The sequence below is a fragment of the Rhodococcus sp. MH15 genome (assembly GCF_019266045.1).
Taxonomy (GTDB): Bacteria; Actinomycetota; Actinomycetes; order Mycobacteriales; family Mycobacteriaceae; genus Rhodococcus_F; species Rhodococcus_F qingshengii.
The window spans coordinates 312,815-337,914 of the sequence record NZ_LPNP01000058.1 but is presented as its reverse complement, the minus strand read 5'-3'; the positions used below and the strand labels follow the sequence as shown (position 1 = coordinate 337,914).

Here is a 25,100-nt window from a genome sequence, read left to right as displayed (position 1 = left end):
GACGTCCCTGCCGATCGCGGCGGAACGAATCGACGTGATGTGCGTCGCCGAAACGACCTGAGCCGTTCCTGAGCAGCACCTGAGAGAGCTGTGTGACGTCCGCCGCGACACGGGCGAGGACCCGAGGATGGATAGCGCCCGGCTTTGGTCTACGCTGCGTAGTAATTGGGCCTTCCCTCCGGGCATGCCCTAGTTGAATTTTGTGGCGATCAGGAAGGCGTGAACGTGGCGCAAGGTCGGATCCTTCGGCGAGCGGGGCTGGCAGTATCTCTGGGCATTGCTGCCTTGCTGCTGTCGGGTTGCTCCATCGACAACGAAGTGCTTCGTTTCGGGTGGCCTTCGGGCATCACCCCGGAGGCGACGCGCATGCGTGAGCTGTGGACGTGGTCGGTTGTAGCCGCCCTTGTCATGGGTGTGCTGGTGTGGGGGTTGGTCTTCTGGGCCGTCATCTTCCACCGTAAGAAGAAGGACTCGCCGGAATTCCCGCGTCAGACGGCATACAACGTGCCGCTCGAACTCGGTTACACGGCAGTTCCCTTCGTCATCATCGCGGTTCTCTTCTACTTCACCGTCATCGTTCAGAACCATGTTCTGGACAAGACGGACAACCCTGACGTCGTTGTAGACGTCACGGCCTTCCAGTGGAACTGGAAGTTCGGCTACCGCTCCATCGAGTTCGGTGACGGTTCCGCCAAGTACAACGGAATCGACGTCGAGGCCGAAGAGGCTGCCAAGACCGAGGGCTCCACCGTGAACGAACACGGGGAAGAAGTTCCCGGCCCGATCCACGGCAACAGCACCGAGGACCTGAGCTACCTGCACTACGACAAGATCGAGACCGTCGGCTCCAGCCAGGAGATCCCGATCCTCGTTCTGCCCACCGGCAAGCGGATCCAGTTCGAACTTGCTTCCTCGGACGTCATTCACGCTTTCTGGGTGCCTGAGTTCCTGTTCAAGCGCGACGTTCTCCCGAACCCCAAGGAGAACCACTCGGACAACATCTTCCAGATCAGTGAGATCGAGAAGGAAGGCGCGTTCGTCGGGCGTTGTGCAGAAATGTGTGGCACGTTCCACGCGATGATGAACTTCGAGGTTCGTGCGGTTTCGCCCGAGGACTTCGCCAAGTACATCGAACTGCGCAAGGGTGACGCGGAGGGCAAGGGTGGTCTGACGACCGCCGAGGCTCTGCAGGCAATCGGTCAGTCGCCGGTGGCTACGTCGACCACGCCGTTCAACACCGACCGCGAGTACCGTCAGGCAACCGTCGCCACTGCAGGCAACTGAGCCGGCCAGCCTCTTCACTGAACAAGGACAAGTGCTGATATGAAGATCGAAGCCAAGCTCTTCGAGATCCTGACGATGTTCTTCATTCTCGTCGCGATCATCTACGGAGTGTTCACCGCTCTGTCACGCACAGGTATCGAGTGGGCCGGACTGACGGCCATCGTCCTGTCTGCAGGTCTGACGCTCATCGTGGGTACCTACTTCCGCTTCGTCGCCCGTCGTCTGGACACCCGTCCCGAGGACTACGACGACGCTGAAATCTCGGATGGTGCAGGAGAACTGGGCTTCTTCAGCCCGGGTAGCTTCTGGCCGATCCTGCTTGCCGCTGCTGCTGCACTCGCGGCAGTGTCGCTGGCGTACTTCCAGCCGTGGCTCATCGCAGTCGCAGTTGTCTGTGTGCTCGCCGCAGCCGCAGGCCTGGTGTTCGAGTATTACACCGGACCCGAGAAGCACTAGTTTCACCCGCACTCGAACAGAGGCGCCGCACCCACCCGGGTACGGCGCCTCTGTTGTCGTTTATGTACGTTTCGGTGGTAGGAGGGTGCCTGTCAACAACCGCTCTCTGTCAATCGTGGAGCGAGTATTCGAGGTCGTAGCGGTGCAGACCGTCGACGACCTCCAGCTCGAGAGTGCCTGCGATGCCCTTCAACTCGCCGGTTCCGGACCCCGGCACGATCTCGTACAGAAGCTTCTGCGTTCCGTCGATCATCTGACCGAACTGCTGCAGGGCGAACGATCCCACAGCTTCGTCGACCTGCCCCGTGACAAACTCCAAAGCGACATAGCCCGCTGCACCGGCTGTCGGATCGCCCGCGGACAGCATCAGGCCGGACGACGTGCCTTCGACGCCGCCGATGAACGTCTTGTCGAACTCGAAGCGTCCGACGCGTCCGGAGAGCTCAGGATCGGCGGGGCGAAGATCGATCTCGAAGGTGCCGCGTGCATGGGATGTCATGGTCCGAGTATCTCACCGAGCGACAACGCCTCGAGGGGACTCCCGAGAACGTGCAACACTCCGTAGATGATTCTCGAACATGCCGTCCTGCAGGTCGATCCGTCGCAGTCAGCGCGTTTCGAGGCCGCATTCGACGTGGCCCGAACCATCATCTCCGAGGTTCCCGGATTCATCAGGCTGCGGCTCTCGCACTGCCTGGAATCACCGGAGCGATATCTCCTGCTGGTCGAGTGGGAAGACGTGGAGTCACACACCATCGGCTTCCGTCAGTCCACGGGATACGAGAAGTGGCGAGAACTTCTCCATCACTTCTACGAGCCGTTCCCGACGGTGGAGCACTATTCAACTCTGTTCGAGGACTAGTAAGGCGTAGTGCCCGCTGTTGTCGGCGCTCGGACAACGAACCGGGGGAGTGGTGCCCACTTGGAGGTTGTCCATACTGAATCGCTCAGAGAACGAGTGAGGCCCCGAACCGGAATCCGGTTCGGGGCCTCACTGGTCAACTGACGTTCTTAGTGGAGTTCTCCACTGGAACCATCGGACTTGCCGTTGGTTCGGTTCTGGTAGTCCAGAAGGATCTGAAGCTGCTCGTGCTCAGCTTCGTGATGAGCGGCTTCGAGAGCCTCGCTCTCCTCGACTGGGTCAGCGGTGATCAGGCTACCGCTACCGGGCTTGCCGGCGAGGCCGAGCTTGTTCATCTTCTTCGGGACAGCAGCACCCTGGTACTCGAGCGGGATCGGGTGTCCGTGCTCGTCGACGGGGCCGAGCGGCTGGTGGATCTCGATGTACTGGCCGTTCGGCATCCGCTTGATGATGCCGGTCTCGATGCCGTGTTCGAGGACTGCACGGTCACTGCGCTGCAGGCCGATGCAGAACCGGTACGTCACGAAGTACGCGATGGGCGGAAGGATGACCATGCCGATACGGCCGATCCACGTCATTGCGTTCAGCGAGATGTGCAGGTGGTACGCGATGATGTCGTTGATGCAGGAGATCGTGAGCACCAGGTAGAACGCGATGGACATCGCACCGATAGCGGTACGGACCGGCACGTCGCGCGGGCGCTGCAGGATGTTGTGGTGAGCGTCGTCTCCGGTGAGACGCTTCTCGATCCACGGGTACGCGATCAACAGTGCGAAGACGAGGCCCATGATCAGGGCGACGGCGAACACTGCAGGGATCGTGTACCGGTTGAACAGGTAGATCTCCCACGCCGGCCACAGTCGAGCAAGGCCGTCCGTCCACATCATGTAGATATCGGGCTGGGAACCTGCCGAGACCTGTGACGGGTTGTACGGACCGATGTTCCACACGGGGTTGATCTGGAACAGACCACCGAGCAGTGCGAGCACGCCGAAGGTCATGGCGAAGAACGCGCCACCCTTCATCGCGAAGACCGGGAGGATGCGCACGCCGACGACGTTCTGTTCCGTACGGCCGGGGCCGGGGAACTGCGTGTGCTTCTGGTACCAGACCAACGCGAGGTGGCCGGCGATCAGAGCCAGGATGATGCCCGGGAACAGCAGCACGTGAGCGACGTAGAGACGCGGGATGATGAGGTCGCCGGGGAAGTCGCCGTCGAAGATCAGCCAGTGCATCCAGGTACCGACGATCGGGATACTCATCGTGATACCACCGAAGGCGGCGCGGAGGCCGGTGCCCGAGAGCAGGTCGTCGGGGATGGTGTAACCGAAGAAGCCTTCGAACATCGCCAGGATGAGCAGCAGGCAGCCGATGACCCAGTTCGCTTCACGTGGGCGACGGAAGGCGCCGGTGAAGAAGATGCGAGCGAGGTGAACGATGATCGACGCCGCGAACATCAGTGCAGCCCAGTGGTGAATCTGGCGAACGAAGAGACCGCCGCGCACCTCGAAGGAGATGTTCAGGGTCGTCTCGTAGGCGCGAGACATCGTGACACCGCGAAGCGGCTGGTATGCGCCCTGGTAGACGACGTGTGCCATCGACGGATCGAAGAACAGCGTCAGGAACACACCGGAGATCAGCAGGATCACGAAGCTGTAGAGCGCGATCTCGCCGAGCATGAAGGACCAGTGCGTCGGGAAGACCTTGTTGATCTGCCGGCGCATGCCTGCGGCGAGGTGGTAGCGGGAGTCCATAGCCTCCGCTTGTCCAGCCGCTGCCGCGCTGATCTTGGACGGTTTGGTTGTTGTTGTGGTCACGGTCGACGCTCCCAAAATGCCGGGCCGAGTGCTTCGATGAAGTCACCGTCGGCGACCAGGAAGCCCTCTTCGTTCACTGTAATAGGCAACTGCGGAAGTGCGCGAGCAGCGGGACCGAAGATCGGCTTGCCGTAGGTCAGTGCGTCGAACTGCGACTGGTGGCAGGGGCACAGAATACGGTTGCTCTGCTGTTCGTAGAGCGAGGTGGGGCAACCCAGGTGGGTGCAGATCTTCGAGTAGGCGAAGTAATCGCCGTAGTTGAAGCTTTCCTGGCCCTTACGCTTGGTGACACGCGCGGTGTCTTCCGTGCGGAGGCGGATGAGCATCACCGAGTTACGAATGCCGCGCAGTGCTGCGAGCAGAGCGTGCTCGTCGCCACGGTCGGACTCGCGGAACGGGAAGACCGTTTCCATCGAACCGGCATCGAGATCTTCCGGGCGAACGAGGACGATGTCCTCGGGACGGCCGGTGTCACGACGCAGGTAGATGGTCTCGCCCGGGTAGTTCGGGGTCCAGCCGGACACCCACAGAGGTGAGTCGTCGCCCTTGGCCCACGGGTTCTTGATGAGTCCGCCGAGGGGCATGACCATCATGACGCCGAGTGCGCCGCCGCCGAACATCAAGCTGCGCTTGATGGCCTTGCGGCGGGGGAGGGTGGACGTCTCGAGGGTGTCGCCGAGCTCGGCGACGATCGTGCGACGATCGACCTCGGTGGAACCACCGTCGTGGCGGTCCTGGATCGAGACCTCTTCGGGGATGAACTTCTTCGTGAACTGAACGGCACCGATGCCGACGCCGAGGATCGCCAGACCCATGGTCAAGCCGATCAGCGGGGTGTACAGGCTGTACTTGCCGTAGTTCTCGTCACCGGCGCCTGCGTACTCCCAGGGCCAGAACAGGTAGATCGCGATGAACGCGATCGCCGAAACGCCGGCGAGGCCGAACCAGAAGGCGACGTTGCGCTCGGCGCGCTTTTCCGCCCTGGTGCCCTTTACCGACCAACGATCACGGCGGTAGACGACATCGACGCCATCGAGATTGGTACCCAGCTTGACCAGGTCGTCGCGTGACATCGCGTCGAGCTCTTCATCTGTGTACTTCTTAGGCGTATCGCCGCCATGCTGGCCAGCGTCGCTCATGACCTTGCTCCGATCCACAATGCTGCACCGACGACAGCGATGATTCCGACGGCCCACATGGCGAGACCCTCAGAGGCCGGACCGAGGCCACCGAGCCCGTACCCACCGGGGTCCTTCGACTCGCCCGACGACTTGACGTAGGCGATGATGTCCTTCTTCTCCTCGATCGTCAGCTGACGATCCGAGAACTTCGGCATGTTCTGGGGACCGGTAACCATGGCAGCGTAGATCTGCTGCTCGCTGGCCGGATCCAGGACCGGGGCGTACTTGCCCGAGGACAGTGCGCCACCGCGGCCGGTGAAGTTGTGGCACGACGCGCAGTTGAGCCGGAAGAGCTCACTGCCGCGTCCGACGTCGCCACCGCGCAGCGAGGACTGGGCGATTTCGCCGTTCTCGTCGCGGATGAGCGTCGGGCCGCCGCCGTTGGCCTGGATGAAAGCGCCGAGGGCGTCGGTCTGCGCAGCATCGAACTTGGGGTCCTTGCGTGCAGCCTGGGCCTCGTTGCGAGCTGCCGGCATACGACCAGAGGAGACCTGGAAGTACACGGCTGCTTCGCCGACGCCGATGAGGCTGGGACCGCGGTCCTGCACGCCCTGCAAGTTCGCGCCGTGGCACGTGATGCATGACGTGTCGTACAGCTGCTTGCCTTCACGAATCAGGGCTGCTGAATCGTCACTGGCGGTCGCAACCTGCGGAGCTGGTGTCAACGCCGAAGCGAGGAAACCTGCGCTGATCAATCCCATCATCAATACGAGCGCGCCAGTGACGCGCCGGCGGATTTTCCGCTGGCGACGCGACTTCGCGGCATTCGCTGAGTTATCGGATGCGGGAGGGGGGGATGAACTCATCTGTATCCCTTTGGTATGTCGGGACGGAACTGGACGTCAGGGGCTGCCTGGGGCGTACAGCTGATTAACGGATGAAATAAATCGTGGCAAACAGCGCGATCCACACGATGTCGACAAAGTGCCAGTAGTACGAAACAACGATCGCGGCGGTGGCCTGGGCGGGCGTGAACTTGCTGACCCGGGTACGTGCGATCAAGAAGACGAAGGCGATGAGACCGCCGATGACGTGCAGACCGTGGAAGCCGGTGGTCATGTAGAACACCGAGCCGTACACGCTGCTCGAAATCGTGGTGCCCTCGTGCACGAGGTGGTAGTACTCGTAACCCTGGCCGGCGACGAAGAACGCCCCCATGACCAAGGTGATGGTGTACCAGCGACGAAGTCCGAAGACGTCGCCACGCTCAGCCGCGAAGACACCCATCTGGCAGGTGAACGAAGATGCGATAAGCACCAAGGTCACCGGCACGGCCAGATAAAGGTTCAATTCGGTTGGCTCCGGCGGCCAATTTCCGTTCGCCTGAGCTCGTGCCACGAAGTACATGGCAAAGAGCCCTGCGAAGAACATGAGCTCACTTGACAACCACACGATGGTGCCAACGCTGACCATATTCGGCCGGTTCAGCGAGTGCACGCGTTGGGTGATTGCCGATCCTGAAGTCCCTACTGCGCTCGTCACAGACAGAAGTATGACGCTTCGTCGTAAGAGACGACCACTCGGGTCCACCATCGGCGCGTCGCTCGGCTCGAGTTCGCGGGATCGGGCGGCGAACGCGCTGGTGGCGTGGTCGGAATATGCTGGCGCGATGGCAGCTACACACAAGAGTAGACCGTGGTTCCTGAGAATTTTCGGCACGAAGATTCCGACACCGCTCGATGCAGGGCGGTCGGATCTGGTCGTCGTTGCCGAAGGCTTCGACGACGCCGAGGCGAGCTCGACGGCTCTCGAACGTGCCGCCTCCACCGAGCCGGAGTTCAGGGCGGAGTCCGAAGTGGTTCTGCGGCATCATCTCGACCTCCCGGAGGGCTCGGTAGCCGATGCCGAGAGCATCGTCGCCCAGGACGGATATGTGCGAGGCTCGAGTCGGCCCGAGGACGTGACTCCGGTGGCCGAGAATTTGGTTCGCGTCGTCTTCGAGCGTGTCCAGGTGCTTGACGCCCTGCATTGCTCCCAGGAGCGGTCACGAATGGCTGGTCTGGCGCAGCGACTCGGTGGTTCGGTCGCCGGGTGGGACGCGCTCCAGCCCCCCGATACTTGCGGAGGCGCCGCCCAAACGCGGTCGCAGAAAGTCCTGAGCGGCCCTATTCGGTTTCCTCGTTACCTCACTGACTAGGCTGCGAGGGTCATCGGCAGCACAAAATGGCAGCGCGAAACGACAGCTCGAAACGACAGCTCGAAATCCAGCCCACTTGAACGACAGGGGACCAAGGCACTATGGCCGGCACCGACGCATCCAACGCCGTGAACGTCGATTCGAGTGCAGTGGTGCGGTCCTGGCCGATGATTCTCGGTTTGCTCACGGACGGCAGTGACTTGTCGGAAGCCGACAGTCGCTGGGCTATGGGCGAGATCATGTCGGACAACGCCACCTCCGCTCAGATCGCTGCTTTCGGGGTCGGTCTGAAGATGAAGGGAGAAACCCCCGCGGAGTTGGAAGGGCTCGCCGCCGCGATGCTCGAACACTCCAGGCGCGTGCCGGTCGATTCCGACGTCGTCGACATCGTCGGCACGGGTGGTGACCGCTCCAACACGGTGAACATCTCGACGATGGCCTCGATCGTGGTTGCCGCGTCCGGTGTGCGAGTTGTCAAGCACGGCAACCGCGCTGCTTCGTCCAAGAGCGGTGGCGCCGACGTGCTCGAGGCGCTCGGCGTTCGCATCAACCTCGGGCCGGAGCAGGTTGCGAGGTGCGTCGAAGAGGTCGGCATCGGCTTTTGTTTCGCGCCGGTCTTCCATCCCGCACTGCGCTTTGCGGCGGTGCCTCGCAAGGAAATCGGCATTCCGACGGCATTCAACGTGCTCGGTCCACTGACCAATCCGGCTCGTCCGCGTGCCGGGCTGATCGGGTGCGCATTTCCGAAACTGATCTCGGTCGTCGCGGGAGTCCTTGCGCAGCGCGGCAATTCGGCGTTGGTGGTACGGGGAGACGACGGACTGGACGAACTGACCACATCGACGACGTCGACGGTTCACATCGTCGGCGGTGGAAGTGTGCGAACTGTCACGCTGGATCCGCGTGACCTCGGAATCGACCGCGTTCCTCTCGAAGAGTTGCGTGGAGGCGACGCCGAAATCAACGCCACCGTCGCCAGAACGCTGCTTTCCGGGCAGAAGGGGCCGGTCCGGGACGCGGTCCTGCTGAACGCGGGAGCAGCCATCGCGGCATTCAACGGTGTCGGCGACGATCTCGAGAGTGCGATCTCTGCCGGGATGACTGCAGCCGCTGCCGCGATCGACAGCGGCGCGGGCGCTGAACTGCTTCACAAGTGGGCGGCGCTCACCGCCGAGCTGGCCGACCAAGCCTGATCGAGGGGCTATTCACCCAGCGAGAAACCGGCCTCGACGTCTGCGCTGGAGAATGACTGGAACGCAATGTGTGTGGCGGTTCGGAGAACGCCGGGCACCTTGTTGATTCCTCCGGTGACCACGTCGGCGATCTGGGCGTGGTCACGCACTTTCACGATGGCGATCAAATCGACGTCACCTGCGCACGAGTAGACCTCGGTCACTCCGGACAGGTCGGCGACGGCCTGCGCGGTTTCCGGGATCCGAGCGGACTCGGCGTGAATCATGACGATGGCGTTGATCATTTCTCTCCTCGATTTCCCTGCGGGTTGTGATGACCCGGTGGTTTCGATCGAGCTTAGGGGTGCCGCCCCGCCGTTACGTCATCGATGTTCGGATTCGGTTCCGGCTCGGGCGAGTCGGCACCAGGCTTCCCACTTGCCGGCGCCGCTCACAGGTTCGACGTATCCGGATGTCGCCGACACGATTCGGACACCGTCCGACGAGAGCCACCTTGCGATCAGTCCAAGTTCTTCGGGTGACGCGCCGCGGAACGGGGCGTCGTCCGGTAGGACGGTTTCGGCCGCCGCGGTGATGGCGTCGACGACGGGCATCGGGTGAGTCCCACGTCTGGCGAGCCCGGCGGACGCGAGACGCCCGGACCGGATCACCGACAGCTCCCAGCCGCCGTCTCCGGTGGGGCGGGCGAGAACGAGTTGTTCGATCGCCGCGACTGCAGCGAGTCGCTGAGTGCGCCGCACTGCGGTGGCGACTGCGACCGTTCGGTCACGCAGACGAGCAGCATTCTCGAACAACGCGTGTGCGGACAGCTCGTCGATCCGGGCCTGCATCTGTTGGAGGGGAGCGTCGTTGGTTCCTCGGAAGAATCCACGCACGGCCTCAGGGGCGGCCGCGTAGTCCTCTGCGTTGATTTCCGGGGTCCAGGAGGCTGGACACGCCCCCAGTTCGCGAGCGGGGCAGTCAGGGCCGTGAACGGCGCCGCGTCCGAGACGCTTGGTACACGTGCGCAGACGACTGAACTCTGCGACGGTGTCGGCGACGTCGACTGCGTCGCCGCGAGAGGTGAACGGGCCGATCGAATCGGCCGTGGGCGTGCGAACCACGGACAGTCTCGGAAACGCTTCGTCGGTGAGGGTGATCCACCAACCTCGCTTGGGAAACTTGGAGCGACGGTTGTACGGCGGCGCATGCGCGCTCAGCAGTCGTAGTTCACGCACCCCGGCTTCGAGAGCGTGCGCGCACTCGACATGGTCCACGCGGGTGGCCAGCGCGACCATTTCCTTCATCCGGCCGCGGGTCTCCGAACCGGTGAAGTAGTTGCGGACGCGGCGTCGAAGGTCGGTAGCAGTTCCAATGTAGAGGGCTTCGTCGGAAGGACCGCGGAAGAGGTAGACACCGGGGCTTCGCGGCAGGTTTGCGGCGAAGGACCGTTTGGCCCGTTGATGCGAGGAAATGTTGGGCAGGTAGTCGACTAGTTCGCTGTAACTGTGGACACCCTGGTTTCCGACCCTGTCGATCAGTCCGTGGAGGACGTCGACGGTCGCACGCGCGTCGTCGAGAGCCCGGTGCGTCGGCTGGGTGGTCACTTGGAAGAGATGGGCGAGTGCGGAGAGCTTCACCGAAGGTGCTTCGTCGCGTGTGAGTACGCGCCGGGCGAGTTTGACGGTGCACAGGACACGGAACGCAGGCCACGGGCGCGCGCTGCGTGACGCCGCTGCTTTGAGGAAACCGATGTCGAACGGCGCGTTGTGTGCCACCAGCACCGCGCCCTCGGCGAACTCGAGAAATGCAGGCAGGACACGTTCGATGGGAGGTGCGCCGATCAGCATCGCTGTGGTGATTCCGGTCAGTTCGACTATGTAGGGCGGAATCGACCGGCCGGGGTCGACGAGTGTTGCCATTTCGCCCAGTACCTCGCCGCCGCGGATCTTGACGGCGCCGATCTCGGTGATGGAGTCCTGGTCGGCGCTGCCCCCTGTGGTCTCGAGGTCGACGACGACAAATGTTGTCTCGCTCAGCGGTGTGTCCAGTTCGTCGAAGCTCAGTTGCCGCCCGACGTCGAACTTCTCCCCGTCGGAGAACGGGGGCGGAGACGGAAATTCTCGGGCCGAGGCGGGACTCACACCGCAGACAGTAGAAGTACCCCCCGACACGAATTCGAGAGTGCAGACACGGAATCCGACCCGCACGGACTTCCATTGCGAAATCGGTGGATGAACGCCCGACAAAAGTAGGAGAGACGAGGATCACACTTGCGGTGGGAACTCGCGAATGTGGACGCGCGCCTACTTGTGAGTAGGGCGAGTCGAGGGGTCGTTGGCGCGTCTGTCGATGGCTGAAACCGCGTCCGTGACCGGAACAGGTTCTAGTTTCAAGTAATCATCGTTGAACTGCATGGAAGATCGGATTGTCGGGTTTGGTGAGCCTTGGCAGTGGGTAGCGGGCGCGGGTTTGACGGCCTGGAGTGGGTCGCCGAACCGACCTGTTGTTATCTCCCCGTGACCCGCCGGGCGTATCGCGGGCGCGGCACCACGATTTCCGGCGAATCGGGCGCGATTGTCACGAAGCGGTCGACATCGTCGCGATCATTTCGTAACCTTCCTGAGACCTAACGAAGTCTTGCCGGACCAAACAGGACCGGCATCGTCAGGAACCGCCTAATCGGGATCTCCGCGAGGAACCCGAACCGGGAACCCAAGTTTCCACTGGGGTGAATCCCGCCTGGGGTGCAGCACGCAGGATCGCTGCAGACCACGCGGGTAGGGCTGATCTTCCCAGCCCGAACCCGTCAGCTAACTCGGTCGGCGGATGAATGGAAGAAATGGAGCACCCCTTAAGTGGCGTCACAGAGTTTCAAGCGTTCAGCGCAGTTGGCAGTAGCCGGCGCGCTCGCAGTCGGAGCATTCGCTGCAACCGCTGCACCTGCCTCGGCAGACCCCATCACCATCCCCGGCGTCGGCACGTTCGAGGTTCCGGGCGTTTCTATTCCTCAGTTGCCGGTCATTCCGGGCATCACCGACATCGCACCGGCTGCACCGGCCGCTCCCATCTCCAGTGTTGGTGAGCAGGCAGTTCGCGCCGCAGAGAGCAAGCTGGGCTCCCCGTACGTGTACGGCGCAGCCGGCCCGGACGCATTCGACTGCTCCGGTCTCGTTCAGTGGGCATACAAGCAGGCCGGTCTCAACCTGCCTCGCACGAGCTACGACCAGGCTGCAGCCGGCGTTGCCGTCGCACAGTCCGATCTTCAGGTCGGCGATGTGATCTCCTTCTACGGCGGATCGCATTCGGGCATCTACGCCGGTAACGGCAATGTCATCCACGCGTCGACCGCTGGTCAGCCCGTGAAGCTCGCTCCGGTGTCCTCGATGCCGTACGACGGCGCTCGCCGTTACTGATTTCTGAACACGCTCGACGGCTGTCTCCGGTAGGCAGTCGGAACGATCCGCCGCTGTGATGCGGCGGAGCTCGGGGGAGCTCCGGATCTTCGAATGTGGGCCTCGAATCTTCGATTCGGGGCCCACATTTTCGTTTCGCGACAATTCGCCCGGTACTTCACCCCGACACGCCTACCGGCGAGTAGACACAAACGTATGCCGTTCCGTAACCTTATCGAGACATTGCGCGGCCGAGACAGGTACTGTGGATAGTTGACAGCCAGCTAACAGATCGTCGACCGGTCCCGGTCGGCGTCGCTTCACCGAGACGGAGAGTTGCATTCCGTGGTTTCATCGAAAAACAACAGTCGAGTACGGGCCGCATTGACAGTGGGAGTGCTGGCGTTCGGACTCGTTGCAGGGCCTTCGATGCAGGCCGGTGCCGACCCCGTCATCACCAACCCCACCGAGGCGCTCGACAAGCTCGGTGAACTCTCCCGGGTTTCCGAGCAGACCAACGAAGCGCTGCACAACGCGCAGATCGACCTCGACGCGAAGCTGGCAGTCGCGAATGATGCGGACGTGCGATCGGCAGCCGATCAGGGTCTTCTCGACGCGGCTTCGGCGCGCGTCGCCGAGTTCGCTCCGGCGGTAAACCGTATTGCCACAGCGAATTACCAGGGTGCGCGAACCAATCGCCTCTTTGCGTTGATGGTGAGCGACTCGCCGCAGCAGTTGCTCGACCAGATGTCTGCGCTCGACGTGATTTCCAACGACGCGGCAGTACAGGTCTCTCAGTTCAACCAAGCCACTGCCGATGCGCGTGCCGCCTCGGAAGCGTCGAAGCGATCGGCCGAAGAAGCGCGAACCGCCGCCGATCAAGCCCGCGCGCTCAGTGACGATTTGCAGCGCAAGCAGAGTGAACTGCAGACGCAGATCGCCGACGTGACCAAAGCCTTCCAGAATCTCACCGACGACGAACGTAACCAACTGAGCGGTACGCCTTTCCCACCGGACGTCGATCTCAGCAAAATTCTGGCTAACTTGACCCCTGGCTCGGGTGCTGCTGCTCTGCAGGCAGGCCTCACGCGGATCGGTGACCCGTACGTCTGGGGCGCGACCGGCCCGAACGAGTTCGACTGCTCAGGTCTGGTGGTATGGGCCTACAAGCAGATCGGAAAGACTCTGCCGCGATCGAGCCAAGCGCAGGCGCAGGGCGGTGTACCGGTGTCGAGGGACCAACTACAGCCCGGCGACGTCGTGACGTTCTACAGCGACAACTCGCATGTCGGCATCTACGCCGGCGACGGAAACATTCTGCATGCGTCGACGTTCGGCGTACCGGTGAAGGTCCAGTCGATGGCAGGCATGGAGTTCTCCACTGCGCGTCGTTACTGACGGCTTGCTGCGCCCGAGCGGCGTGTGGCCAGCCGCCGTGAAGCGTCGAGTCGAGTTCTCCTACACTCGGCACCGTGCCGACTGAACCGATGACGACGCCCGACGTCGGCGCAGATCGACCACGCCGTTGGGAGTATCCGGCCCTCGTGGCGCTCGGTGTAGCCGTGGTGCTCGTTCTGGGCCTGACGATCTTCCTGACGAACAGGTCCGATTCCGACGAAAACGCCGCCGCCGAACAGGACGCGCAACGCAGCGCTCAAGTCCAGAGCTTTCTCGATGCATGGGCCGCGGCTCAGATGTCCGACGATCCGTCGGGGCTGGCGAAGTTCGTCGACAGTTCCGCCGCACCCGGTGTGCTCGAGGCGGAAGTTCGACGAGCCACTGCTGCGGGAGCGCTCGAATTCTCCGACTGGGGATACGAGATTCCCAGCGGCGGCCTGACTCCGGCGCCGCGAACCGGTGCGCCGGGCGGAGACGTCGAAGTATGGAATGCGCAAGTTCTGTTGCGGTACGCCCTCGACGGCGTCGACACATTGCCCACGCGCAAGGCAGTGTCCATGACGCTGGCCAAACGCGGCGATCAGTGGTCGGTTCTTGCGGACGGGTCGATCGTCGGACTGGACGGCGCCCGAACGGCGGGCGAATCCTGGAACGGCCCCTGGGACTTCGGCCCGCTTGCCGTCGCCGAGAATTCTGCGGGTAACGCGCTGGTGATCGGCCACCCGGGTCAGCAGGCGTTCGTCGACGCTTTGGCTGCCGATGTGGACTCAGCCATCGAGAACACGACGCAGTTGTGGGGGCCGTGGTGGTCCGAGCGCGCGGTGCTCATGGTGGCGGGGTCCGCTGAGGAATTCACCGCACTGGTCGGCTCCCATCACGACGGCGCTTCGATTGCCGCAGTGTCGGTCGCGGATGCGACGGCGGACGGGTCTTCCGACGTGAGCGGCCAGCGGGTGGTCTTCTCGCCTGCCGCGGCTTCGAGGTTGACCGACATCACCAGGCGAACGGTGTTGCGCCACGAACTGATGCACATAGCCGCCCGATCGAAAACCCGTGACGGGTCGCCGATGTGGGTATTGGAAGGGTTTGCCGAATACGCGGGAAACCGTGGATCCTCGCGGGCCTGGGGTGAGATCGCGCCGACTCTGGCGGCAGCGGTACGCTCCGGCGATACTCCGACCGAGTTTCCGGACGACACGCAGTTCAGCGGTGTACCGGTCGTGAGTTCACTGGCGTACGAATCGGCGTGGTCGATCAACGCGTATATCGCCGATCGATTCGGAGAAGCAAAGCTGACCGACCTCTTTCGCGCTCTCGCCTCCGGAAAGATGACGGCCGAAGACCTCGATTCGCGGATCCGAGCGGTCGTTGGCGTCGGAACCGAGGAACTGCGAGCCGGATGGGTCGACTGGACCAACAGCCATCTGGGCTGAGTAGTTCGCGGCTGGGTCGATTGCAGCGGCGAGGTGCCCTTCGCACGTTTGAAGCACCGAGTGCCCTACGGTGGACGGATGCGCCGGACCCTCTTGGTGACCAACGATTTTCCTCCTCGCCCCGGAGGTATCCAGTCCTATCTCCACACGTTCGCCGGGCATCTGCCGCCGGACGAGTTGGTGGTGTACGCACCGCGGTGGCGGGGCGACTCGCACAAGAAGTTCGATGCGGCACAGCCTTTCGAGGTCGTTCGGCACCCGACGACGCTGATGCTGCCGTCGCCTTTTGTCGCTCGTCGAGCCGCGAAGTTGGTCAAGAAGCACGACTGCGAGTCGGTCTGGTTCGGTGCGGCAGCGCCGTTGGCGTTGTTGGCACCGGTTGTTCGACGCGCCGGAGCGAGCCGAGTGATCGCGAGTACTCACGGCCACGAGGTCGGATGGTCGATGATTCCCGGTGCGCGGCAGTCGTTGCGTGTGATCGGTGACCACACCGATGCGGTGACGTTCGTCAGCAAATACACCCGTGGGCGGTTCTCGGCGGCCTTCGGCCCGCAAGCGGCGCTCGAGCACCTTCCTTCCGGAGTGGACACGTCAGTGTTCCACCCGGACTCGGTCGCCCGCGCGGAACTGCGTAAGCGATACGGGCTGGGCGAGCGGCCCACGATCCTGTGCCTGTCGCGGCTCGTGCCACGCAAGGGGCAGGACATGCTCATCAAGGCGCTGCCGACCGTACGCAAGAGCATTGACGGGGCGGTACTGGTGATCGTCGGAGGTGGGCCGTACGAGGACCATCTCCGCCAATTGGCGCGTAAGACCGGGATGGACGATCACGTCGTCTTCACGGGCACGGTGCCCGCCGCAGAGTTGGCGGCGCACCACACGATCGCCGACGTGTTCGCCATGCCGTGCCGTACCCGAGGCGCCGGATTGGACGTCGAAGGACTGGGAATCGTCTACCTCGAGGCCTCGGCTACCGGTGTGCCGGTCATCGCCGGGCGCAGTGGTGGCGCTCCGGAAACGGTGCAGCAGAACAAGACCGGGCTCGTGGTCGACGGCACCTCTGTTCGCGACGTCGCCGAATCCGTGATCGAGGTGCTGTCCGATCGTGATCGCGCGGCCGCGATGGGAGCAGCCGGCCGGGCATGGGTTGCCGAAGACTGGAAGTGGGACACGCTCGCTTCGAAGCTGCGTAATCTCCTCGGCTGAGCTACCGGGACTCGAACGCAAACGGCCCGCACCGAATTCGGTGCGGGCCGTTCGTTGCTGCGAGAAGCTGCTTGCCGAAAACCTACTTGGCGTAGATCTTTTCGATGTCGGCGGCAAAGCTCTCGTGCACGACGTTGCGCTTGAGCTTCATCGTGGGCGTGAGTTCGCCTGTGTCCTCGGAGAAGTCGACCGGAAGAATGCGGAACTTCTTGATCGCCTCGGCGTGTGAGACGAGCTTGTTGGCCTCGTCGATGGCGTCCTGGATTTCGCCGACCAGTTCGCCGTCCGAAACCAGGTCGGCCGCTGTGGTTCCTGCGGCCTTGTTGTTGCGCTCGTTCCAGGCGGGAAGAGCTTCGGCGTCGATGGTGATGAGGGCGCCGATGAAAGGCTTCTGGTCGCCGACCACGATGGCCTGGCTGATCAGCGGGTGCGCGCGAAGGGAATCTTCGAGCTGAGCGGGGGAGACGTTCTTGCCGCCTGCCGTGACGATGATTTCCTTCTTGCGGCCGGTGATGGTGATGTAGCCGTCCTTGTCGACGGTGCCGAGGTCGCCGGTGTGGAACCAGCCGTTCTCGATCGACTCGGCGGTGGCCTTCTCGTTGCGCCAGTAGCCGGTGAAGACCACCGGTCCCGAGAGGAGGATTTCGCCGTCTTCTGCGATACGAACGGAGTTGCCGGCCAACGGCTTTCCGACAGAACCGACCTTCTGTGCGCCGATGGTGTTGACGGCGAAGGCCGCGGTGGTTTCGGTCAGTCCGTAGCCCTCGTAGATCGTGACGCCGATACCGCGGAAGAAGTGGCCGAGTCGAGCGCCCAGAGGTGCACCACCGGAAATGGCCAGCTGGCACTGCCCGCCGAGCGCTGCGCGCAGCTTCGAGTACACGAGCTTGTCGAAGAGAGCGTGCTTGGCCTTGAGAACGATGCCGGCGCCGCCCTTGTCCTGCGCCTCGCTCCACGCGACGGCGGTGTCTGCGGCCGCGTCGAAGATCTTTCCCTTGCCGTCGCCGTGCGCCTTGGCGCGTGCGCTGTTGTAGACCTTCTCGAACACGCGCGGCACCGAGAGGATGAAGTCGGGCTTGAACTCGCCGAACGTCGGAACGAGGTTCGGGATGTCACTCGTGTGCCCCAGCGCTGCACCGGCGTCGAACGACGCGATGCTGACTGCGCGAGCGAGAACGTGCGCGAGCGGCAAGAACATCAGCGTGCGGACGCCAGGAGTCTTGAGCAGCGTGCCGAGGTTGGAGTCGAGGATGCCCTTCGACTCGGCAATCAGGTTGGAGTGCGTCAGCTGGCAGCCCTTGGGTCGGCCCGTGGTGCCCGACGTGTAGATCAGGGTCGCGGGATCGGATGCCTTCAGTGCCGCGACGCGGGCGTGGACGTCGTCGTCGGAGATGTCGGCGCCCAGTGCGGTCAATTCCTCGACGACACCCTTACCGCCCGCCGCGGCATCGATCTGGTAGACCGTGCGCAGCGCGGGTGCGGCTGCAGCGACGTCCTTCACGGTCGCGGCGTGAGTGTCGTTCTCGACGATGAGGTCGATTGCTTCGGAGTCCTCGAGAATCCAACGAACCTGCTCGGCTGCGGAGGTTTCGTAGATCGGAACCGTCACGCCACCGGCTGCCCAGATGGCGTAGTCGACGAGCGGCCATTCGAAACGCGTCGCCGACATGAGGCCGACGCGGTCGCCCTGCTCGACTCCGATCGCGATGAGGCCCTTGGCGACGGCAGTCACCTGAGCGGCGAAATCGCCTGCAGTGACATCGACCCATGCATTTCCGACTTTGCGCTTGTAGACAACCGCCGCCGGCTTCGTCTTCGCGAAGGCGAAGACCGAGTCGACCGCGGAGGCATCCTCGGGAATGGTGAACGTCTGGGGTGCGCTGAACTCAGGCACGAAATACCTCCGACACTGCGAAATACTGACGAGTAGGGTTTTCGTCTCCTACTGTAGTCGCATGTCCGACGCAGTTGTGGCCAGGCTTACAGTCTGTCCGGTATGTAGTGTTGCGACACCCCTCGACGCTTCGCGGACGCGATATGTGAAGCTACTTCGGTGAGCAGCATTCAGGTCGCAGACCAGACTTTCATCGCCGCCCCGCCCGAGCGGGTCGCCGAACTGTTGTCCTCGCGCGCGCAGTGGCGTCGCTGGTTCAGTGATCTCGAGCTCGAAGTCCGGGAAGATCGCGGTCCCGCAGGATTCCGTTGGGGAGTGTCAGGTCAGCTGGTCGGCACCATGGAGGTGTGGCTCGAACCGGTCATGGACGGGACGATCGCGCACTACTTCCTGCACTGTGAGCCGGTCGGCGTATCGCCGTCCGATCTGGCGACCCTCGACCTCGCCGGGATGAACCGCAAGCGTCGGGTCGATGGCAAGGTCATGTCGTTCCAGCTCAAACGCGAACTCGAAGCGGGACGTGCCGCCGGAGTAGCACCGGACTGATAATCGAAGCACTGCACGTTGTGCAGGTTCTGGACTTTTGACGAAGGAAGGTAGCGCAGTCGTATGGCCGAGAAGACCAAGGGGTTGATCAGCATCGACGCTCCTGCCGACGCCGTGATGGACGTCATCGCCGATTTCGAGCGGTACCCCGAGTGGGTGGCCGCGGCGAAGTCCGTCGAGGTGACGGCGCCGGGACAGGGCGGCCGCGCGGACCGAGTACGTTTCGTCCTCGACGCGGGGATGGTGAAGGACACCTACGAACTGCAGTATTCGTGGGCACCGGACGGTATGGCGGTGAGTTGGGAGCTGATCTCGGGCGAGATTCAGAAGTCCCAATTCGGTTCGTACACACTCGAGCCCGGCCCGAACGGCACCACGTCGGTCACATACGAGTTGACGGTCGACCTGACGATTCCGATGATCGGACTGTTCAAGCGCAAGGCCGAGAAGATCATCACCGACACAGCTCTGAAGGAACTGAAGAAGCGAGTCGAGGGCTGAGTGCCGGAGCAACGATCGCGCGTCCAACTGTTCGTCGGTAAAGGCGGAGTAGGCACGACGACGCTTGCCGCAGCGACTGCTGTGTCGGCTGCGACCGATGGGGCGAGAGTGCTGCTCGTGTCGATCGATCAGGCAGGTTCTCTTGCAGACGTCCTGGCCGTGCCGAATCCGCGAACGACCACATCTCTCACCGAGCGTCTCGACGTCCGGCAACTCGACACGTCAGCGCTCCTCGAGGACAAGTTCCGAGGATTGTCGGGGTTGATCGACGCTGCAGGAACTTTCGGAGCGGGAGATCACGAACACGGTTCGTCGTTCGAGGGCTTGGAACCGGAAGAGTTGACGGGATCCCTGGGCATCCAAGACATGCTCGGGCTCGCCGAGATCGTCGACCTCTCGGACAGCGGCGACTACGACCTCGTGATCGTGGACTGTCCGGCCGCCGCCGAAGCGCTGCGGATACTCGGCTCGCCGTCGATGGTGTCGGAGTATCTCGAGCGATTGTGGCCGCGGCACAGGCGGATGGTCGCTGTGACAGGTACGGACATGCGGCTGCTCCTGCTCGTGTCCGTCGTCGAACGCGTGCTCGCGTCGGTGGATCGGATCGCGGTTCACCTCTCGGATCGGGAGAACACCGGCGTGCGTGTGGTGACGTCGGCCGACGGCGTGTCGGTCGCGGCGACTCGTCGGACGTTGTCCGGGCTGGCTCTGGCCGGGTTGCGAGTTGACGGGATTGTGGTCAACAACCTTGTCCCGCAGTTCAACTCGTCCGCCGGGAAGGGTGTCGACGATTCACCGGCGGCGCAGTGGCTCGCGTCGATCCGGGCGGCTCAGGCACTCGTCGTGGACGAACTGCGTGGATCAACCGATGGAATGTCCGTCACAACGGTCGAACGCGCTTGCGCCGAACCGGTAGGGTTGGCCGCTCTGGGCGAGATCGCGGCCACGTTCGAGGGTGGAACGGGCACGGATTCGGGCACCGTCGGTACCGCGGACAACATCGTGGTGTCGTTGGAGTCCGGGACCGGAGTCGATTCGGTGTACGTGATGCGGATGTACCTTCCGCTCGTGGATCCGTCGTCGTTGTCGTTGGGCCGGGTGGAGGACGATGTGCTGGTGGGAGCAGACGGCGTACGACGCAGAGTTCGTTTGGCGTCGGTGCTGCGTCGTTGTGTCGTGAACGGGGCGGAGTTGGACGGCAGTTACCTGATCATCCGGTTCAGCCCGGATCCCGCGGTGTGGCCGGTATGAGCGAAGAGCACGAGCGCCTCGTCGCGGAGTTTCGCGCGCTGGCGGAAACCGTTCTGACGCGCCTGGAACCGGTGCTGCAGAAGGCCGCAGCAGCGACGGCCGACGTTGCGAGTGACTCGGCGTCCACGGACACGCAGCCGGTGTTCACCGGCTGCAGCTGGTGCCCGGTGTGCGCCCTCGCCGCACTGGTTCGCGGTGAGCACCACGAACTGTTGGCATTCCTCGCGGGTCAAGCAGCAGCATTCCTTGCGTTGCTTCGTGAGATTCTCGACGAGTTTCTCGGGGGGCCGTCAGGTCCCGATCGTGGACCCGAAGGCGGTCCGACGACGCCAGGTGCGGAGCGAACTCGGACGGCGGCATTTGTCCCGATCAACGTGACGGTCAAGGACTGACTCAGTACCCCGGGTAGAGCGAACGGCCCGAGATGAGCACAATCGACACAATGGTCACCGACGCACGAGGCACCGATTCAGGGTGCGCACTCCAGCGGACGCCGCTCGCGCGGGAATCGTCGCGATGAGCGCGCGCCGCTTGAAAGCGGTCTCCGACTCCACCATGGACGACATCTTGACGGTCGGCATCGACGTCGGCGGGACGAGTATCAGGGCCTCCGTCGTGGACGTCGACGGACAAGTGCTCGAGATGATTCAAGCCCCGACCCCGCAGTCGGCCAGGGCACTCGAAGACGGTCTCGATCGCGTCGTGCGCGAATTGGTCACCAGGCACGAGGTATCGGCCGTGGGGTTGGCGGTCGCCGGCTTCATCACCTCCGATCGAAGCTCGGTTCGGTTCGCTCCGCACTTGCCGTGGGTGGACGCGCCGGTCGGAAGTGACTTGAGCAAGCGGCTCGGCTTGCCGGTCGTTCTCGAACACGACGCCAATGCAGCGGCTTTCGCGGAGCATCGATTCGGCGCGGCCGCAGGTGGCCGCAATGTCGTGATGGTGGCAATCGGGACCGGCATCGGTGGTGCGCTGCTGATCAACGGTGAGCTGTACCGGGGGAGTCACGGCGTCGCCCCCGAACTGGGCCACATCCAGGTCGTTCCGGGCGGGCGTCAGTGCGCGTGTGGCAAACGTGGGTGTTGGGAGCGCTATTGCAGCGGAACGGCGCTCGTCGACACGGCAATCGAACTGCTTGCCGCCGACCCGGCCGCGTCGACGGTCCTGGCGCGTGAGGTTGCGGTGGATCCTGGTTCGCTCACCGGTCGCCGGATCGCCAACGCCGCGCAGGACGGTGACCCACTCGCGCTGGCAACGATCGCCGAGTTCACCCGTTGGCTGGCCGTGGGTCTGGCCATGGTCGGTGACGTCTACGATCCCGATCTGGTCGTGATCGCCGGCGGCGTCGCGAGTTCTGCCCCACTGTTTCTCGACGACGCCCGCGAGCAGTACGCGACATTGTTGACCGGGGCGAAGCACCGCCCACTGGCCCGCATCCGTTCCGCTCAGCTGGGCGAAGCTGCGGGCATGGTCGGCGCCGCCGCATTGGCCCGATCGGTAGTGCCTCAGGATCTCGGTGGGGTCGACGGCGCTGGAACCACGTCTGCCGGACTGTGATCGGGTCGATCCTGCAGGGGCGTGTGTAGCGGGGGTTACCGGTCGGCAGTAAGGTCGTACTCAGCGAAATTCAGCTGTGAATGGGAGGGACGCCGTGTGGTATTGGCTCTTCAAGTATGTGTTGCTGGGGCCGATTCTCTGGCTGCTCGGGCGTCCGACGGTCAAGGGTCACGAGAACATTCCGACTGACGGGGCGGCCATTCTGGCCAGCAATCACCAGGCGGTTCTGGACTCGTTCTACCTTCCGCTTCGCGTCAACCGCCGCATCACGTTCCTTGCCAAGAGTGAGTACTTCACCGGTTCCGGTCTGAAGGGCGCTTTCCAGAAGTGGTTCTTCACCGCGGTCGGTCAGGTCCCCATCGACCGAACCGGTGCAGACGCGGCGCAGGATGCACTCAACGCCGGTCTCAAGGTCCTCGGTTCGGGCAGCCTGCTGGGTATCTACCCCGAGGGGACGCGCTCGCCTGACGGTCGCCTCTACAAAGGCAAGACCGGAATGGCGCGCCTCGCACTTGAATCGGGCGTCAAGGTGATCCCGGTAGCGATGGTCGGCACCGACAAGATGAATCCGATCGGCTCACGGATGTGGCGTCCCGCCAAGGTCACCGTGATCGTCGGCGAACCCATCGATTTCTCCCGCTTTGAAGGCATGGGCGGAAACCGCTTCGTCGAGCGCGCTGTGACCGACGAGGTGATGTACAAGTTGATGAAACTCTCCGGCCAGGAGTACGTGGACATCTACGCGGCGAGCCTCAAGAACCAGGCGCTCACGAAACCCGAAGCTGCCGTCGACGTTCCGGCGGAAGGCAGCGAGTCGGTTGTCGATCTCGTGGCCTCGGCCGAGTCGAAGGAATCCGCGAAGACCGACAAGGATTCGCTCCCGGACGCACAAGCCAGCTAGAGATTTCCCACACCGGCCGCACGCGCATTGGCTCCAGAGCCTGCGCGTGCGGCATAGTTTTCGGACGTGCGCTACTTCTACGACTGTGAATTCATCGAAGACGGTCGAACCATCGATCTCGTGTCCATCGGCGTTGTCTGTGAGGACGGCCGAGAGTACTACGCGGTTTCGACGGAGTTCGATCCCGCCCGTGCAGGTAGTTGGGTGCGCAAGAACGTGCTGCCGAAGTTGCCGCAGCCTTCGTCGCCGCTGTGGAAATCACGCGAGAAGATCCGCGACGATCTTCTGAAATTCTTCGTTCCGCGGCCGATGGTGGTTCCGGAGCTCTGGGCGTGGGTCGCCGCCTACGACCACGTCGCGCTGTGCCAGTTGTGGGGCGACATGACGGAACTACCGCAGTCGATGCCGCGGTACACCCGCGAACTCCGACAGTTCTGGGAAGACAACGGCAGTCCTGCCCTCCCGTCGGCGCCCGCCGACGCACACGACGCACTTGCCGACGCCAGGCACAACCTCGTGAAGTTCGACGCCATTTCGGCTGCACGGTCACTTCGCTGACCCAGGTTTCGGTGCGCGGGAAGTGTTCCGATTGGGCTGCGATCGAGAGCCTGTGTGACGCGCCGACGAGCGAGCGAATATCCTGTAGAGGTGAACTGGACTGTCGACGTGCCGATCGACCGCTTGCCCGAACTCCCGCCGCTGCCTGCCGGACTGCGTAAGCAGCTCGACGAGGCGCTCGCGAAGCCCGCTGCTCAGCAGCCCTCGTGGCCCGCTGACCAGGCGGCCGCCATGCGGACTGTGCTCGAGAGCGTGCCTCCCATCACGGTGGCCAGCGAAGTCGAGGCGCTGCAAGAGCGTCTCGCGCAGGTCGCGCGTGGTGAGGCATTTCTGCTCCAGGGCGGTGACTGCGCCGAGACCTTCGCGGACAACACCGAGCCGCACATCAAGGGAAACATCCGCACGTTGCTGCAGATGGCCGTCGTGCTCACCTACGGTTCCTCGATGCCGGTCGTCAAGGTCGCTCGCATCGCCGGCCAGTACGCCAAACCGCGCTCGGCCGACATCGACTCGTTGGGTCTGAAGTCCTACCGCGGCGACATGATCAACTCGCTCGTCGCCGACGAGGCAGTCCGCGCCCACGATCCTTCGCGACTGGTGCGTGCATACGCCAACGCCAGCGCCGCGATGAACCTGGTTCGCGCACTCACCGGCGCCGGCATGGCCGACCTGCACAAGGTGCACGATTGGAACCGCGAATTCGTCGCAGCGTCGCCCGCGGGCGCACGCTACGAGCAACTGGCAGCCGAGATCGACCGCGGCCTGCAGTTCATGAACGCGTGTGGCGTCACCGATCCGAGCCTGCACCAGGCACAGATCTTTGCCAGCCACGAGGCCCTGGTTCTCGACTACGAGCGCGCGATGCTGCGTCTCGACAACGACAGCGATCACCCCAAGCTCTACGACCTGTCGGCTCACTTCCTCTGGATCGGTGACCGCACTCGTCAGCTCGACGGCGCGCACATCGCCTTCGCCGAGTTGGTGTCCAACCCGATCGGCCTCAAGATCGGCCCGAGCACGACGCCGGAAATGGCGGTGGAATACGTCGAGCGTCTCGACCCCACCAACAAGCCGGGTCGTCTGACTCTGATCTCGCGCATGGGCAACGGCAAGGTCCGCGACCTGCTGCCGGCGATCATCGAGAAGGTTCAAGCCACCGGTCACCAGGTCATCTGGCAGTGCGATCCGATGCACGGCAACACCCACGAAGCCTCCACCGGGTACAAGACGCGCCACTTCGACCGCATCGTCGACGAGGTTCAGGGATTCTTCGAGGTCCACAACGGTCTCGGCACGCATCCGGGTGGCATCCACGTCGAGCTGACCGGTGAGAACGTCACCGAGTGCCTCGGCGGCGCGCAGGACATCTCCGACCTCGATCTCGGCGGTCGCTACGAGACGGCGTGCGACCCCCGATTGAACACCCAACAGTCGTTGGAGCTCGCGTTCCTCGTGGCCGAGATGCTGCGAGGCTGAAACCTTGCTTCGCCGAAGCTGATTCGCGCCCGGCATTGATTTTCGGCAAACGCCCTCACCCGCTCGCGCAGGTGG

At 63.5% G+C, this 25,100-nt stretch carries 25 protein-coding genes and 1 riboswitch; of the genes, 17 read left to right on the top strand and 8 right to left on the bottom strand.

The features are described from left to right. Positions 1-219 precede the first annotated feature (219 nt). Together ATN37_RS05675 and ATN37_RS05670 are read left to right on the top strand one after the other, a co-directional pair. On the top strand, positions 220-1,284 hold the full coding sequence (locus ATN37_RS05675) for a cytochrome c oxidase subunit II (protein WP_030537048.1): 1,065 nt from the start codon (positions 220-222) through the stop codon (positions 1,282-1,284). Between the two features lie 39 nt (positions 1,285-1,323). Continuing rightward, a complete protein-coding gene (locus ATN37_RS05670) occupies positions 1,324-1,740 on the top strand; it encodes a cytochrome c oxidase subunit 4 (protein WP_003941723.1) in 417 nt (138 codons plus the stop codon). 109 nt (positions 1,741-1,849) lie between these two features. Here the strand turns inward: ATN37_RS05670 and ATN37_RS05665 are convergent, their stop codons facing one another. Beyond that, complete coding sequence (locus ATN37_RS05665) at positions 1,850-2,239, bottom strand: DUF3224 domain-containing protein (protein WP_030537047.1); 390 nt, start codon at positions 2,237-2,239, stop codon at positions 1,850-1,852. A 66-nt stretch (positions 2,240-2,305) separates the two neighbouring features. Here ATN37_RS05665 and ATN37_RS05660 point away from each other — a divergent pair, with 66 nt between their 5' ends. After that, positions 2,306-2,602 carry an antibiotic biosynthesis monooxygenase gene (locus tag ATN37_RS05660; RefSeq protein ID WP_075833449.1) on the top strand — a complete coding sequence of 99 codons (297 nt, stop codon included), beginning with the start codon at positions 2,306-2,308 and terminating at the stop codon, positions 2,600-2,602. A 149-nt stretch (positions 2,603-2,751) separates the two neighbouring features. Here ATN37_RS05660 and ATN37_RS05655 read toward each other — a convergent pair whose 3' ends face one another. From ATN37_RS05655 to ATN37_RS05640, 4 genes are all read right to left on the bottom strand, one after another. Continuing rightward, entirely contained in the window at positions 2,752-4,356 is a 1,605-nt protein-coding gene (locus tag ATN37_RS05655; RefSeq protein ID WP_007730057.1) for a cytochrome bc complex cytochrome b subunit, read from the bottom strand. A gap of 59 nt (positions 4,357-4,415) precedes the next feature. Beyond that, positions 4,416-5,558, bottom strand: a complete 1,143-nt coding sequence (locus tag ATN37_RS05650) for a ubiquinol-cytochrome c reductase iron-sulfur subunit (protein WP_007730058.1) — start codon at positions 5,556-5,558, stop codon at positions 4,416-4,418. Further along, positions 5,555-6,406 (bottom strand): cytochrome c, encoded by an 852-nt coding sequence (locus tag ATN37_RS05645; RefSeq protein WP_003941682.1) that lies wholly within the window; start codon positions 6,404-6,406, stop codon positions 5,555-5,557. The genes ATN37_RS05650 and ATN37_RS05645 overlap by 4 nt, the downstream gene beginning before the upstream one ends. Before the next feature lie 64 nt (positions 6,407-6,470). Next, the gene (locus ATN37_RS05640) at positions 6,471-7,082 is read right to left on the bottom strand and encodes a heme-copper oxidase subunit III (protein ID WP_007730060.1); all 612 of its coding nucleotides are present in this window, start codon (positions 7,080-7,082) and stop codon (positions 6,471-6,473) included. 127 nt (positions 7,083-7,209) lie between these two features. Between ATN37_RS05640 and ATN37_RS05635 the strand changes: the two genes are divergently transcribed. Both ATN37_RS05635 and trpD read left to right on the top strand, forming a co-directional pair. Next, the gene (locus ATN37_RS05635) at positions 7,210-7,737 is read left to right on the top strand and encodes a hypothetical protein (protein ID WP_218694895.1); all 528 of its coding nucleotides are present in this window, start codon (positions 7,210-7,212) and stop codon (positions 7,735-7,737) included. A 101-nt stretch (positions 7,738-7,838) separates the two neighbouring features. Beyond that, on the top strand, positions 7,839-8,930 hold the full coding sequence (gene trpD / locus ATN37_RS05630; protein ID WP_003941751.1) for an anthranilate phosphoribosyltransferase: 1,092 nt from the start codon (positions 7,839-7,841) through the stop codon (positions 8,928-8,930). An 8-nt stretch (positions 8,931-8,938) separates the two neighbouring features. On the opposite strand, the gene ATN37_RS05625 is transcribed toward trpD, so the two are convergent. Both ATN37_RS05625 and ATN37_RS05620 read right to left on the bottom strand, forming a co-directional pair. Further along, positions 8,939-9,214: an Lrp/AsnC family transcriptional regulator gene (locus ATN37_RS05625; protein ID WP_003941677.1), complete on the bottom strand. Its 276-nt coding sequence runs from the start codon at positions 9,212-9,214 to the stop codon at positions 8,939-8,941. A gap of 78 nt (positions 9,215-9,292) precedes the next feature. Next, on the bottom strand, positions 9,293-11,053 hold the full coding sequence (locus ATN37_RS05620; RefSeq protein ID WP_176741994.1) for a DEDD exonuclease domain-containing protein: 1,761 nt from the start codon (positions 11,051-11,053) through the stop codon (positions 9,293-9,295). A 521-nt stretch (positions 11,054-11,574) separates the two neighbouring features. Further along, a riboswitch (cyclic di-AMP (ydaO/yuaA leader) is annotated at positions 11,575-11,753 on the top strand. Positions 11,754-11,767: 14 nt separating this feature from the next. Here ATN37_RS05620 and ATN37_RS05615 point away from each other — a divergent pair. The 4 genes from ATN37_RS05615 to ATN37_RS05600 all read left to right on the top strand — a co-directional run bounded on the left by ATN37_RS05615 (position 11,768) and on the right by ATN37_RS05600 (position 16,341). Beyond that, positions 11,768-12,325, top strand: coding sequence for a C40 family peptidase (locus ATN37_RS05615; RefSeq protein ID WP_003941754.1), 558 nt, complete (start codon positions 11,768-11,770; stop codon positions 12,323-12,325). A 324-nt stretch (positions 12,326-12,649) separates the two neighbouring features. After that, positions 12,650-13,702, top strand: coding sequence for a C40 family peptidase (locus ATN37_RS05610; protein ID WP_003941704.1), 1,053 nt, complete (start codon positions 12,650-12,652; stop codon positions 13,700-13,702). A gap of 74 nt (positions 13,703-13,776) precedes the next feature. After that, a complete protein-coding gene (locus tag ATN37_RS05605) occupies positions 13,777-15,135 on the top strand; it encodes a peptidase MA family metallohydrolase (protein WP_308125196.1) in 1,359 nt (452 codons plus the stop codon). 78 nt (positions 15,136-15,213) lie between these two features. After that, complete coding sequence (locus ATN37_RS05600) at positions 15,214-16,341, top strand: glycosyltransferase family 4 protein (RefSeq protein WP_218694894.1); 1,128 nt, start codon at positions 15,214-15,216, stop codon at positions 16,339-16,341. An 82-nt stretch (positions 16,342-16,423) separates the two neighbouring features. Here ATN37_RS05600 and ATN37_RS05595 read toward each other — a convergent pair whose 3' ends face one another. Continuing rightward, positions 16,424-18,235: a long-chain fatty acid--CoA ligase gene (locus ATN37_RS05595; RefSeq protein ID WP_007730067.1), complete on the bottom strand. Its 1,812-nt coding sequence runs from the start codon at positions 18,233-18,235 to the stop codon at positions 16,424-16,426. Between the two features lie 159 nt (positions 18,236-18,394). Here ATN37_RS05595 and ATN37_RS05590 point away from each other — a divergent pair, with 159 nt between their 5' ends. From ATN37_RS05590 to ATN37_RS05555, 8 genes are all read left to right on the top strand, one after another. After that, positions 18,395-18,781 (top strand): hypothetical protein, encoded by a 387-nt coding sequence (locus ATN37_RS05590; RefSeq protein WP_003941776.1) that lies wholly within the window; start codon positions 18,395-18,397, stop codon positions 18,779-18,781. Positions 18,782-18,844: 63 nt separating this feature from the next. After that, complete coding sequence (locus ATN37_RS05585) at positions 18,845-19,282, top strand: SRPBCC family protein (RefSeq protein WP_003941701.1); 438 nt, start codon at positions 18,845-18,847, stop codon at positions 19,280-19,282. Further along, entirely contained in the window at positions 19,283-20,533 is a 1,251-nt protein-coding gene (locus ATN37_RS05580; RefSeq protein ID WP_218694893.1) for an ArsA family ATPase, read from the top strand. After that, positions 20,530-20,925 (top strand): hypothetical protein, encoded by a 396-nt coding sequence (locus ATN37_RS05575; protein ID WP_007730069.1) that lies wholly within the window; start codon positions 20,530-20,532, stop codon positions 20,923-20,925. Before ATN37_RS05580 ends, ATN37_RS05575 begins: the two co-directional genes overlap by 4 nt. A gap of 124 nt (positions 20,926-21,049) precedes the next feature. Beyond that, on the top strand, positions 21,050-22,090 hold the full coding sequence (locus tag ATN37_RS05570) for an ROK family protein (RefSeq protein ID WP_020969875.1): 1,041 nt from the start codon (positions 21,050-21,052) through the stop codon (positions 22,088-22,090). 94 nt (positions 22,091-22,184) lie between these two features. Then, on the top strand, positions 22,185-22,991 hold the full coding sequence (locus ATN37_RS05565) for a 1-acyl-sn-glycerol-3-phosphate acyltransferase (protein ID WP_218694892.1): 807 nt from the start codon (positions 22,185-22,187) through the stop codon (positions 22,989-22,991). A 66-nt stretch (positions 22,992-23,057) separates the two neighbouring features. After that, a complete protein-coding gene (locus tag ATN37_RS05560; RefSeq protein ID WP_003941683.1) occupies positions 23,058-23,549 on the top strand; it encodes a polyadenylate-specific 3'-exoribonuclease AS in 492 nt (163 codons plus the stop codon). A gap of 90 nt (positions 23,550-23,639) precedes the next feature. After that, positions 23,640-25,025, top strand: coding sequence for a class II 3-deoxy-7-phosphoheptulonate synthase (locus ATN37_RS05555; RefSeq protein WP_007730070.1), 1,386 nt, complete (start codon positions 23,640-23,642; stop codon positions 25,023-25,025). Positions 25,026-25,100: the final 75 nt, after the last annotated feature.